This is a genomic window from Bacillus sp. C30, from assembly GCF_040838255.1.
Lineage (GTDB): Bacteria > Bacillota > Bacilli > Bacillales > Bacillaceae_G > Bacillus_A > Bacillus_A mycoides.
This window is the reverse complement of sequence record NZ_JBFPJH010000090.1, coordinates 1-12,197: the sequence shown is the minus strand read 5'-3', so window position 1 is coordinate 12,197 and position 12,197 is coordinate 1. Positions and strand designations below refer to the sequence as shown.

General features: G+C 36.2%; 11 protein-coding genes and 1 pseudogene. 4 read left to right on the top strand and 8 right to left on the bottom strand.

What is annotated here, in order from left to right; all coding sequences use genetic code 11:
* A pseudogene (locus AB3X49_RS11170) lies at positions 1-141 on the bottom strand (cobalt transporter); the annotation flags it as partial.
* A gap of 344 nt (positions 142-485) precedes the next feature.
* On the opposite strand from AB3X49_RS11170, the gene AB3X49_RS11165 reads away from it, so the two are divergent.
* The 3 genes from AB3X49_RS11165 (at position 486) to AB3X49_RS11155 (ending at position 4,923) form a co-directional block, all read left to right on the top strand.
* On the top strand, positions 486-2,015 hold the full coding sequence (locus tag AB3X49_RS11165; protein ID WP_367962077.1) for a cardiolipin synthase: 1,530 nt from the start codon (positions 486-488) through the stop codon (positions 2,013-2,015).
* A gap of 127 nt (positions 2,016-2,142) precedes the next feature.
* Complete coding sequence (locus AB3X49_RS11160; protein WP_000892986.1) at positions 2,143-3,036, top strand: ATP-binding protein; 894 nt, start codon at positions 2,143-2,145, stop codon at positions 3,034-3,036.
* A gap of 3 nt (positions 3,037-3,039) precedes the next feature.
* On the top strand, positions 3,040-4,923 hold the full coding sequence (locus AB3X49_RS11155) for a vWA domain-containing protein (RefSeq protein WP_367962075.1): 1,884 nt from the start codon (positions 3,040-3,042) through the stop codon (positions 4,921-4,923).
* 40 nt (positions 4,924-4,963) lie between these two features.
* Here AB3X49_RS11155 and AB3X49_RS11150 read toward each other — a convergent pair whose 3' ends face one another.
* From AB3X49_RS11150 to AB3X49_RS11135, 4 genes are all read right to left on the bottom strand, one after another.
* Positions 4,964-5,386 carry an NUDIX hydrolase gene (locus AB3X49_RS11150; protein ID WP_367962073.1) on the bottom strand — a complete coding sequence of 141 codons (423 nt, stop codon included), beginning with the start codon at positions 5,384-5,386 and terminating at the stop codon, positions 4,964-4,966.
* Positions 5,373-5,915, bottom strand: coding sequence for an orotate phosphoribosyltransferase (pyrE, locus tag AB3X49_RS11145; RefSeq protein WP_367962070.1), 543 nt, complete (start codon positions 5,913-5,915; stop codon positions 5,373-5,375). The genes AB3X49_RS11150 and pyrE overlap by 14 nt, the downstream gene beginning before the upstream one ends.
* A 112-nt stretch (positions 5,916-6,027) precedes the next feature.
* A complete protein-coding gene (locus tag AB3X49_RS11140; RefSeq protein WP_002125175.1) occupies positions 6,028-6,993 on the bottom strand; it encodes an L-threonine 3-dehydrogenase in 966 nt (321 codons plus the stop codon).
* A 44-nt stretch (positions 6,994-7,037) separates the two neighbouring features.
* Positions 7,038-8,228 carry a glycine C-acetyltransferase gene (locus tag AB3X49_RS11135; RefSeq protein WP_000095918.1) on the bottom strand — a complete coding sequence of 397 codons (1,191 nt, stop codon included), beginning with the start codon at positions 8,226-8,228 and terminating at the stop codon, positions 7,038-7,040.
* Between the two features lie 212 nt (positions 8,229-8,440).
* Between AB3X49_RS11135 and AB3X49_RS11130 the strand changes: the two genes are divergently transcribed.
* Positions 8,441-9,172 (top strand): class I SAM-dependent methyltransferase, encoded by a 732-nt coding sequence (locus AB3X49_RS11130; protein WP_002090994.1) that lies wholly within the window; start codon positions 8,441-8,443, stop codon positions 9,170-9,172.
* A gap of 32 nt (positions 9,173-9,204) precedes the next feature.
* On the opposite strand, the gene fpuD is transcribed toward AB3X49_RS11130, so the two are convergent.
* The 3 genes from fpuD to AB3X49_RS11115 are packed head-to-tail and all read right to left on the bottom strand — an operon-like array spanning position 9,205 to position 12,098.
* The gene (fpuD, locus tag AB3X49_RS11125) at positions 9,205-10,026 is read right to left on the bottom strand and encodes a petrobactin ABC transporter ATP-binding protein FpuD (protein ID WP_002167083.1); all 822 of its coding nucleotides are present in this window, start codon (positions 10,024-10,026) and stop codon (positions 9,205-9,207) included.
* Positions 10,027-10,038: 12 nt separating this feature from the next.
* The gene (locus tag AB3X49_RS11120) at positions 10,039-11,097 is read right to left on the bottom strand and encodes a FecCD family ABC transporter permease (RefSeq protein WP_002090997.1); all 1,059 of its coding nucleotides are present in this window, start codon (positions 11,095-11,097) and stop codon (positions 10,039-10,041) included.
* Positions 11,094-12,098, bottom strand: a complete 1,005-nt coding sequence (locus AB3X49_RS11115) for a FecCD family ABC transporter permease (RefSeq protein ID WP_367962065.1) — start codon at positions 12,096-12,098, stop codon at positions 11,094-11,096. The genes AB3X49_RS11120 and AB3X49_RS11115 overlap by 4 nt, the downstream gene beginning before the upstream one ends.
* Between the last annotated feature and the right edge of the window lie 99 nt (positions 12,099-12,197).

Below are 12,197 nucleotides of genomic sequence, written 5' to 3'. Positions count from 1 at the left end.
ACCCCAGCCCCATCCACCACCGTGATGATGATGATGATGATCATAATGATTGTGCCCACCATGGTGATTATGTCCGCCATTATGATGGTGCCCTCCATGATTATGACGATAATACAATCCGTTATTTTCTATATAATTCATTATTTCCCTCTCCTTTCCATTTCCTCACCTTAATAAGAAGAATTCGCGTAATATGGATAACCATATCCTGGGCTTCATAATGCACCTGCTACAAATCCAGGAAAGAAACCTCATTCCCTTTCCTATATAAGAGGCAAGGTTTTTGTCCCTCCTACACTGATCATTAACCAGCAAATAGCGGGATAACAACGTAACAATATACTGTATGTAGGACAAATGCGGAAAGTATAGGACAAATGTCTATATTTTGTAAAAAAAACAAAACACTTTATAATAAGAATGTTAGATTACACCTTTTATATACGAAGTCTATATTGAAGAAAGATTAGAGGAATTTTATAGAAATGAAGAAACCTATCGTTCAATTATTATTAATATTTACAATCGTATCTATCGTTCTTTTCCTATTAAATACATCGGTTATTTCGTTATATACGTTTGTTGGTGCTCTATGGTCCATCACAATCGTAGGAATTTCATTCGTTATTTTTATCGAAAATAGATCCCCCCAAAGCACCTTAGCATGGTTTTTAGTATTAGCACTTCTCCCTGTTGTAGGTGTGCTTTTATACTCTATTTTCGGGCGTAGCCGTTGGAGAAGAAAAAAACATCTTCATCGTTCAGAAGAACAAAGAAAATTATTCCGCGAAATATTAGAAGGAAGACGACTAGAATTATCACTCACAGTCCCATTACATGAACGTTCTATACATTTAACAGAAGTCGTACAAAAATTCGGAGGCGGGCCTGCCGCAGATAGAACGACAACAAAACTTTTAACAAACGGTGATCAAACCTTTTCAGAAATTTTGAACGCAATCGAGAATGCAAAACATCACATACATATTCAATACTATATTTATAAATCTGATGAGATTGGTAAAAAAGTACGCGATGCTTTAATACAAAAAGCAAAAGATGGTGTTATTGTACGCTTCCTTTATGATGGACTCGGAAGTAATACGTTAAGACGACGATTTTTACAACCTATGAAAAAAGCTGGAATTGAAATTGTCGAATTTGACCCTATTTTTTCAGCTTGGTTACTCGAGACAGTTAATTATCGTAATCACCGTAAAATCGTCATTGTAGATGGAGAAATTGGTTTTACCGGAGGGCTCAACGTCGGTGATGAATATCTTGGTCGCTCAAAAAAATTCCCTGTTTGGCGTGATAGTCATTTAAAAATAGAAGGAAAAGCATTGTATAAATTACAAGCCATCTTTCTAGAAGATTGGCTTTATGCGTCTAGTGGATTGAATACTTATTCTTGGGATCAATTTATGAATAGACAATACTTCCCAGGAAAAGAAATTCCGGATGCAGAAGGCGCGGTGCAAATTGTAGCAAGTGGACCAAGCTCAGATGATAAAAGTATTCGTAATACATTACTAGCTGTTATGGGCTCAGCCAAAAAATCTATTTGGATCGCTACACCATACTTTATTCCGGATCAAGAAACTTTAACATTATTACGCTTAAGTGCAATATCCGGCATAGATGTACGTATTTTATATCCAGGTAAAAGTGATAGTATTATTAGCGATCAAGCATCTCAATCCTATTTCACTCCACTTTTAAAAGCTGGTGCTTCTATTTACAGTTATAAAGATGGATTTATGCACGCAAAGATTGTACTCGTTGACGATAAAATTGCAACAATCGGAACAGCAAATATGGATGTACGTAGCTTTGAATTGAATTATGAAATTATTAGCGTACTATATGAATCAGAAACCGTTCATGATATTAAACATGATTTTGAAGAAGACTTTAAACACTCCACTGAAATTAAATGGAACTCGTTCCAAAAAAGAAGTATCAAAAAAAGAATATTAGAGTCCTTTATGCGACTCATTTCTCCTTTACTATAAGCAATCAATGTGATATTGATTGCTTTTTCTTTTATATTTCCCCCTTCTCCTTTTCTTTGCATACCATATTAAAACAAGTTATCATAAGATGTATTACTTTATGAAAATAATGTTAGGTGGGAAATACATGTTAGAACAATTTCATATACATTCTGATTTAAAACAGCAGCTTTCTACAATTCACGAAAAGAATAAACAAGAAGCTGGTGAAAATGCACATTTAATTGGCAAGAAAATATATAAAGCATCTGATAACAGCATTATTGAAGATGCCATTACAGCACTTTTACTTGGTAAAAACATTCTATTAAAAGGGCCAACTGGTAGTGGTAAAACCGTACTAGCAGAAACTCTTTCTTCTTTATTCCAAAAACCAATGCATAGCATTAACTGTTCTGTCGATTTAGATGTGGAAGGTATTTTAGGATACAACACATTACAAACGAAAGACGGCGCATCTGAAGTTACGTTCGTTAACGGTCCTCTTATGAAGGCAATGAAAAACGGTCATTTCCTTTATATTGATGAAATCAATATGGCAAAACCTGAAACGTTACCACTTCTTCATGGTGCGTTAGATTACCGTAAAATGATTACAAACCCATTTACACAAGAGGTTGTATACGGTGATGACGAATATCGCGTAATTGCTGCGATTAACGAAGGTTATGTTGGGACAAGTGAACTAAACGAAGCGTTAAAAAACCGTTTCGTTATTATTGAAGTTCCTTACATTCAAGGTGATACATTAAAAGAGCTATTACTATCCGAATCAAAATTAAATGATGTTGCAACAATTGAAAAGTTTGTTGCATTCGCAAGCGATCTTATGCCTTTAGCTCGTGATGGACGCGTAAGTGAAGAAGCGGCTAGTATTCGTGGCATTATCGATGCATGTGATTTAGGTGTATATATTCCTGTTATGCGTGCAATTGAACGTAGTATTATCGCAAAATTAAACGATGAAACAGAACAAATGACTGTCCGTGAATTAGCAGAAAGTTATTTCTTTGAGGGATAATTCATGAGACAAATTTTTAGTGACAAAAAAATTGATGCGTCGCTGTTTCTACAAATGGAAAACTTAATGTATGCTCTTCTAAAAGAAGACGATGCCTATCTTGAGTATGGCTATAAAGCATACTACGACGAAATTGAAAAAAAGGTTGTCATTAGTCACTTTTGGGATGATCGAAAAGAAGAGGATACAGTAATCGGATTAAAAAGCGAAGTGTTCTTAAAGGCACTTGGTAATAAACATTACTCGGACATGACTTTAATTCGTTCTTATGCGATTGAATTACAAGAATCGCCTCTAAAAAAGTTTTTAACACAATTATTTGTTCTATTAGAAGATTTACGTGTTGAGGAAATCGTCAAAAATTTACGTCCTGGCACAAAACATATTTTTAAACGCCGAAAAGAAATGTACCGCAATTACTTTGGCTCACAAAATGAAATAAATCGTGTTCGTAACTATCACGGTGATCGTCTATTTTGTCTATGCTATCTTTCATTAACGAGTGATAAATATGAAATGTTTAATAATGAATATTTCGAGCAAATTGAATCAATTTTGCATGAAACATTCCAAGCTCGTAATACGGAAGATATTATGTATATCGTTGAGAAAATTCGCTATCGCTTAGAAGGACTTCTTGAAAGTGATATGCTTAATAATTATTTCGGACATGCCCCGCTTTATTTATCTGTTATTGCAGATGAGAAAGACAGTCGTGCTGAAAAATTAGCAAATGATGATACGCAACTCATAGATGACGATGATAATAAAAACAAAATGGATGAAAGCTTCTCGACATGGCACCGTGAAAATAAAAACAATGAAAACGAGAATTTTTTACGCTTTGAATTAGAAAGTGGAACAAAAACAAACATGATGGGTGATACTGCTCGCGAATCAGAAGATGGTGACCAAGCACTTGGTTCTGTACAAGGTACTTCTCAAAAAAGTACACAATCCAACTTTGATGGTGCTGATACAGAAGAAGCAAGAGCGTCTCACGCTTCTAGTCAAAACGAGGGTGCATACGGTAAGTATAATGTCGGTGCCTCTCATACATTTAAAGAAGCCCGTAAATCAAATCCTGATGAGAAAAAAGATTATCAAGCCATCAAATCAGTCGTTAATAAAGATGTAAAAGAATTAAAGAAAATTATCGAAAAAACAATTGAAAATAAAACGAATGCAAACAGTGATAAATACTACGGAAGGCTTCGTAAGAAATTCCTTCGTATTTATACAGAAAAACAACCGCGTATGTTTTATAAAAAAGGACAAGAATCTCAAGAACTTGACGTTGCATTCCAACTATTAGTTGATTGCTCTGGCTCTATGTATAACAAAATGGAAGAAACGAAAAAGAGTGTTGTGCTATTCCATGAAGCTTTAAAATCGTTAAAAATCCCGCACGCTATTAGTGGATTTTGGGAAGATGCTTCTAGTGCTAAACCTGAAGATAAACCAAATGTTATCCATGAAGTTGTTACGTATAAAAACTCAACGTTACCAAACGTCGGTCCAGAAATTATGCAACTTCGCGAAGAAGAAGATAATCGTGATGGATATATTATTCGTATCGTTTCCGAAAAGCTTGCGAAAAGACCAGAAAAACATAAATTCTTACTTGTCTTTACAGACGGTGAACCTTCTGCACTAGACTATCAACAAGACGGAATTTTAGATACGCACGAAGCAGTCAAACTTGCTCGTAAAAGTGGTATGGAAGTAATCGGCATCTTTATCGAAGAAGGCGAAGCGAAAGAAGCGACTTATCAACTAATGAAAAACATTTATAACCATCACTTCTTAGTTGCAAATCATGCTGAAGATTTACGCCTGAAGATTAAACCATTGTTGAAGAAACTATTACTGAAGACGATTGAATAGAAAAACAGGAGCCACGAGGCTCCTGTTTTTCTTCGTTAACTTACTTTGTTTCTGGTTGAAACTTGTATGGAATGGAAACTTCTAATAATAATTCGAACCCTCCATCATAGTATGGGAATCGCTCATTCGCGATTTTTCTATCTACCCACTCGATTGCGGAAATTTCTCCTTCATCTTCTGCACGAAGTTCACCTGTTACTACATTTGCTCGGAATGTAAAAAATAATGCATGATGTCCTTTCTCTTCAAAAAACTTCTCATTTAATGCGACAAGTCCACTGAATGCGGCAGTTAAACCTGTCTCTTCTTTCACTTCTCTTACTAGTGCTTCCTCTAATATTTCACCTTTTTCAACAGCCCCGCCTGGCAATGACCAAACGTTTTGTTCTATATTATATACCATTAATATTTTATCTTTTTCGCTATCGTGTATTAATGCATATACAACATCAACTCTTTGCATGTTGCTTTTCTCCTTCAATTAACTCATCCATTGTAAATAAAGAATGTAGCTGTAAGCCATCTTCTAATAAGTTTTCTCTTCCTTCTTTTGTACGCTCAATAACACCTAGAACATGGGTCACATTCGCACCTAATTCTCTCAAATCTTTCGTGCTTAATAATATTTGACCGCCTGTCGTGATAACATCTTCAACCACACAAACATTTTTCCCAGTAATATCAACGCCTTCTGCTAACTTACATGTACCGTACTTCTTCGCTTCTTTTCTTACAAATACAACAGGTATACCTGTTTGTAAAGATAATGCTGTCGCTACTGGAATTCCTCCCATTTCTAAACCTGCAAGTACTTCTGTCTCAGGAGGAATGAGCTCTTTTAATTGTTTGGCAATTTCTAATAACAGTACTGGGTTAGATTCAAATAAGTACTTATCAAAGTATTGATTTGATACTTGTCCTGATCGAAGCTTAAATGTTCCCGTTAAACGTGACGTATTGTAAATTTCCTTTGCTAACTCCCATTTCTCCATTTTATCTCTCCCCTTTATGTACAAATTAACTCATTCTATCACGCTTGTAATTTTTTGTATATTCTTAAAAATATAAATAAAAGGGTCGATTCCTAAGAATCGACCCTTCCTATTAATTCATTACTAACTCAGATGCGAGCTTTTTTTTTAACTTAGCCAGCATATCAGTTGTCATTCTGTCTAAATCATATTCTGCCTTAAAGCCCCACTCTTTCATTGCTGCTGTTGCATCAATAGAGTTCGGCCAGCTATCAGCGATTGTTTGACGAGCTGGATCTACTGCGTAATCCATTGTAAAGTTCGGAATGTGTTTACGGATTGATGCTGCAATTTGCTCTGGTTCAAAGCTCATTGCTGTAATGTTAAACGCATTTCTATGAACTAGTTTATTTGGATCAGCTTCCATTAATGAGATGATTGCTTGTAAAGCATCTGGCATATACATCATGTCCATGTATGTTCCTTCTGCAATGTATGAGGTGTATGTACCTTTTTTAATCGCCTCATAATAAATTTCAACTGCATAGTCAGTTGTTCCGCCTCCTGGAGGAGCTACGTAAGAAATTAAGCCTGGGAAACGTACACCGCGCGTATCAACGCCAAACTTTTGATGATAATAATCACATAATAATTCTCCTGCTACTTTGTTTACCCCATACATCGTAGTAGGACGCTGAATTGTATCTTGTGGTGTATTATCTTTTGGCGTTGATGGACCAAATGCACCGATAGAACTTGGCGTGAAAAACTTACAGTTTAATTCACGTGCTGCTTCTAATGCATTTACAAGTCCGCCCATATTTAAATTCCAAGCAAATAACGGATTTTTTTCTGCAGTTGCTGAAAGTAAAGCCGCTAAATGAATAATTGTATCTACTTCATTACGCTTTGCAATATCATGTAATTTTTGTCCATCCGTTACATCTAACGTTTCAAATGGACCAGACGTTACTACTTCACTGTCTGTTTCACGAATATCTGTTGCAATAACATTTGATGCGCCGTATACATCACGAAGTTTCATTACTAGTTCAGAACCAATTTGCCCTAAAGAACCGGTTACTAGAATTTTTTTCATTTTTCCCACTCCCCATTTGCAAGCTATTCAAAAGATGTCGTTACTTAAATGATACCCATTTCTTTCCCTACTTTTTCATACTTACGAATTGCTTCATCTAGCATTTCTTTCGTATGAGCTGCTGTAGGCATATTACGAACGCGTCCCATTCCTTTTGCTACGGTTGGGAATACGATAGATTTTGCGTAAACACCTTCTTCATTTAGACGTTTACTAAATTCTTGTGTTAATACTTCATCACCAATAATACAAGGTGTAATTGGTGTTTCACTTTCTCCAATGTTAAAGCCAAGTTCTTTTAACCCTTGTTTTAAATAGCGACCATTTTCCCATAAACGATCGTGTAACTCTGTGCTTTCCATTAGAATTTCAATTGATCTCATACAAGCAGCTGCATCAGCTGGTGTTAAAGCTGTTGAGAATAAGAATGGACGTGAACGCACTTTTAACCAATCGATTAAGTTTTGTTTCCCAGCTACATATCCACCAATTACCCCAATTGCTTTTGATAATGTACCAATTTGGAAATCAACTTTATCAGAAAGGCCGAAATGTTTTACAGTACCTGCACCTTTGCCAAGTACACCTGAACCGTGTGCATCATCTACATATGTCATTAAATCCAGCTCTTCTGCAATTTCAACAATCTCTGGTAATTTTGCAATATCTCCATCCATTGAGAAAACACCGTCTGTAATAACCATTAATTTATTATAAAGACCTGATTCTTTTGCCTCGATTGCTTTTTTGCGTAAATCTTCCATATCAGAATGCTTATAAACGATGATTTTCGCTCTTGATAGACGACTACCATCAATAATAGATGCATGGTTTAATTCATCTGAAAGAATCGCATCATTTTTATCCATAACAGCTGAAATCGCTGCCATATTACAGTTAAATCCTGATTGATAAGCAATTGCTGCTTCTGTATGTTTAAACTTTGCAATTGTTTCTTCTAATTTAATATGCAAATCTAAAGTACCGTTAATTGTACGAACAGCTCCTGCTCCAACACCGTACTTATGAATTGCACCAATTGCTGCTTCTTGTAAGCGATTATCAGTCGCTAATCCAAGGTAGTTGTTTGAAGATAAGTTAATATATTCTTTTCCGCCAATTGTAATAATCGGTCCATTTGGACTTTCAAGCGGATCAATTACGTTATAAAGCCCCTTTGATTTTAAATCCTCTAAATTTTCTTCTAAAAAGTTTGCAAGTGTTTTACTAGACATCGTGAAGCCTCCCATCGTTCATGTAAGCGGATTATTATCTTAATAGTTCTAATAATCCCTCTACTAGCTTAACACGTTTTCAGAATTTATTATAGAAAAATAGCTTAAAGAAACCGCTTACAATTTTAGATTATAAATGATTCATTACAAGAAATCTATCATTTACTTTTCAAATTTGATAGAATTCAAAAAATATTTAGGAGGCTTTTAAAATGGCATTTACTGAATCTGATGTATATAATAACGAATCGTTTTTAGAGCAATATATGCAGCGAAGATATCGAGAAAATAGTCCAAACGAATCCCTTGAAAAACCAGCATTCTTTCAGCTCATTGGCAATGTAACAGGAAAACAAATCCTCGATTTAGGTTGTGGTGATGCTAAATTCGGCGAAGAATTATTAGAACATGGATGCCACTCTTACACTGGTATTGAAGGCTCCGAGCTTATGTATGAAAAAGCTAAAAAACAACTAGAAAATAAAAATGGCACCGTTCATTTTTTAAACCTCAAAGACTACACATACCCTCCTTCTACTTTTGATTTAGTAACATCTAGACTCGCCTTACATTATATTGAACACCTTGATATCATTTTTCAAAATGTGTTTCAAACTTTAAAAACAAACGGAACCTTCACCTTTAGCGTTCAACATCCCGTTATTACCTCTTCATTTGAAAGCTTGCAAACGAGTGGTAAAAGAACTAGTTGGCTCGTCGATGATTATTTCGAAACAGGAAAACGAGTTGAGCCATGGATTGATCAAGAAGTTATTAAATATCACCGGACTACGGAAGAATATTTTACATTATTACAACAAGCCGGATTTACGATTACAAGCTTAAAAGAAGCTACACCAAATCGAAACTGTTTTCAAGATGAAGAAGAATATGAACGACGTTTACGTATTCCCCTTTTTCTATTATTTTCTTGCCAAAAATAAAAAAGACGATGAATCCTCATCGTCTTTTTTCGTTATCTCATCGCCTGAACAGCCTCTTTAAGTACACGTCTTCCTCTTCCATGCGGGATACAGAGCGGTGTCCCAAATAACGGATCAGCGCTTATTTGACACTCCATACGGAATACATCCCGAACTAACTTCTGGTCAATAACTTCTTCTGGTTTACCTTGCGCATATATTTGTTTATCTTGAATAGCTACAATGTTGTCTGCATAACGACATGCCAAATTTAAATCGTGCAATACCATAACAATCGTTCTTTGCTCTGTTTCATTTAATTCGAATAATAAATCTAACACTTCAATTTGGTGCGTCATATCTAAATATGTAGTCGGCTCATCAAGCAAAATAATATCTGTATCTTGTGCAAGGGTCATTGCAATCCAAGCACGTTGACGTTGTCCACCTGAAAGGGCATGAACATCACGCTCAGCAAATTCTGTCATACCCGTTGCAGCAAGCGCTTTTTGTACCATTTCCTCATCTTTTTCGGACCATTGCTTCAGCCATGTTTGATATGGATAACGTCCTTGCTTTACAAGTTGTAATACCGTAAGTCCTTCCGGTGCTTGTGGCCCTTGCGGTAAAATCGCCATTTGACGAGCGATTTGCTTCGTTTGCATACTTTGAATTGCTTGATTATCTAACAAAATGTCACCGGTTGTTGGCTTTAATAATCTAGCTAGTGAACGTAATAAAGTTGATTTCCCACAACCGTTAGAACCGATGAAGATTGTAATTTCCCCTTTTGGAATTTCTAAATTCAGCTCATCAATAATAATCGTTTCACCATACGACAGCGTCAAGCGTTTCGTCTCCAATGCTTTTTGCATATTCATCTCCCTTTATGAATTCCGACTTTTATAAAGTAAATAAATAAAATAAGGTGCACCAATTGCTGATGTAAATACCCCTGCTGGAATTTCAAGTGGCGTGAAAACTGTACGCCCAATTAAATCTGCAGCGAGTACTAGAATTGCACCGATAATCGCCGCAACTGGGAGCAATGCACCGTAGAAAGAGCCAACTAATCTTCGCGAAATATGAGGTGCCATTAAACCAACAAATCCAATCCCTCCTGCAAAGGCAACTGCCCCGCCAATTAAAGCTGTACTAAGTAACAACATAAATACACGCGACTTCGTTAAAGGAACACCAAGTCCCACTGCTATATCATCCCCTAGCTCTTGTGCATTTAAATGTCTCGCAGCGATAAATGATATTGTCGTTAAAATGAGAACCCACGGCGCAAGTACCATAACATTTTGCCATGAAGAACCGTAAACAGTACCTGTGATCCATACATTCGCTTGACTTGCTTGATAAATTGGTGCTAACAACATAAATAAAGTTGTTGCTGCTTTCGTTAATGCCCAAAATCCAACACCAATTAAAACAAGACTAATCGGTGATAATCCATCATTTTTCCAGGCAAATAAATATACAAAAAACGCTACAATTGTTGCCCCAGCAAAAGCTGCTAATGGCATATAATGAATGCTTACTGTTAGCGCATTATTTTTATCACTAAATATAGCTAAAAATAGTACAACTGCAACACTTGCCCCGCCCGTAATCCCGATGATATCAGGAGAAGCCAGTGGATTTCGAACGAGCCCTTGTAAAATACAGCCCGCTACAGCAAGTGCGATTCCTACAAGGATGGCAATTAAAATACGCGGCATACGAAATTTATTTACAACCATATTTGACATCGCATCGCCATTTCCCGTAATCGCTTGCCATACATCATAAGGAGCAATTTTCATATCTCCCATACCTGCACTCGCAAAAAATAATCCTATTAAAACAACTAGTAAACTAAACAAGACTAGAACAGCTCGTTTATACATTAAAAACGAGAGCCCACCTTTTCCTATACGAAACGGAATATACTTCTTCATTTGCTAAGCCCTCTCTTACGTGCAATATAAATAAAGAATGGGGCCCCGATAAATGCTGTCATAACCCCTACTGGTACTTCTTGTGGCATAATGACATATCTAGCTGCTATATCAGCTAAGAGTAATAGTATTGCACCTAACAATCCGCTATAGGGTACTCTCCATCTGTGATCTACCCCAACAAGAGCTCTTGCGAAATGAGGAGTAACGATGCCAATAAATCCAATTGGACCAGCAACCGCAACTGAACCACCAGACAACAGTACAATAATAAGTAACACGAATGATTTCATTAAAATCGTTCGTTGTCCGAGCCCCTTTGCGACATCTTCCCCCATCATTAATGTATTTACTTTCCCTGCCATCATAAAAGATGCAATCCAGCCTATTAATAAATACGGGAATACTGATTGTAAAATCTCTAACTTTCTTCCTTGCACAGATCCGGCAAGCCAAAATAACACTTCTTCAAATGCTTTTTCATTTAATACAAGTAACCCTTGTGTTAATGATGAAAATAAAGCGCTTATCGCTACACCTGCTAATGTTAACTTAAGAGGCGTTGTCCCTTCTTTTCCTAAAGAACTAGAGGCAAATACAAGTACTGCTGCAACTGCCGCTCCTAAAAAGGCAATCCATGTAAAAGCTGATAATGATGTCACGGAAAAGAGTACAATTGCTACAACTATAAAGAACGCAGCGCCTGAATTTAATCCAATAAAATCTGGAGAAGCAAGCGGATTCTTTGTTAAAGTTTGCATCAAACAACCCGCAATGGCTAAACTAGCACCAACACTTGCTGCAATTAACGCCCTTGGTAGACGCACATTTTGAATAATAATATGCTCATTTGAACCATTAAAATGGAAAAAAGCATCTAAAGCTAATTTCCAGCTCGTATTTGTATATCCGAAAATAATACTTCCCCAAATACAAATAACGACTGCAACGATTCCAACAAATAATCCAATCCATTTTGCTTGATTTGTTTTTAATAACATGCAGCGTTTCCCCTTCAATGTATAATGATACGTTGTAAGTGTATTTCAACTTAATTCTCATTGTCAACGATAATGAGAACTATTTTCAGTAATATATAT

Excerpts from the sequence above, each read along its gene's own strand:
- AB3X49_RS11165 (WP_367962077.1), top strand. The coding sequence starts at position 486 with ATGAAGAAACCTATCGTTCAATTATTATTAATATTTACAATCGTATCT.
- AB3X49_RS11160 (WP_000892986.1), top strand. The coding sequence starts at position 2,143 with ATGTTAGAACAATTTCATATACATTCTGATTTAAAACAGCAGCTTTCT.
- AB3X49_RS11155 (WP_367962075.1), top strand. The coding sequence starts at position 3,040 with ATGAGACAAATTTTTAGTGACAAAAAAATTGATGCGTCGCTGTTTCTA.
- AB3X49_RS11150 (WP_367962073.1), bottom strand. The coding sequence starts at position 5,386 with ATGCAAAGAGTTGATGTTGTATATGCATTAATACACGATAGCGAAAAA.
- pyrE (WP_367962070.1), bottom strand. The coding sequence starts at position 5,915 with ATGGAGAAATGGGAGTTAGCAAAGGAAATTTACAATACGTCACGTTTA.
- AB3X49_RS11140 (WP_002125175.1), bottom strand. The coding sequence starts at position 6,993 with ATGAAAAAAATTCTAGTAACCGGTTCTTTAGGGCAAATTGGTTCTGAA.
- AB3X49_RS11135 (WP_000095918.1), bottom strand. The coding sequence starts at position 8,228 with ATGTCTAGTAAAACACTTGCAAACTTTTTAGAAGAAAATTTAGAGGAT.
- AB3X49_RS11130 (WP_002090994.1), top strand. The coding sequence starts at position 8,441 with ATGGCATTTACTGAATCTGATGTATATAATAACGAATCGTTTTTAGAG.
- fpuD (WP_002167083.1), bottom strand. The coding sequence starts at position 10,026 with ATGCAAAAAGCATTGGAGACGAAACGCTTGACGCTGTCGTATGGTGAA.
- AB3X49_RS11120 (WP_002090997.1), bottom strand. The coding sequence starts at position 11,097 with ATGAAGAAGTATATTCCGTTTCGTATAGGAAAAGGTGGGCTCTCGTTT.
- AB3X49_RS11115 (WP_367962065.1), bottom strand. The coding sequence starts at position 12,098 with ATGTTATTAAAAACAAATCAAGCAAAATGGATTGGATTATTTGTTGGA.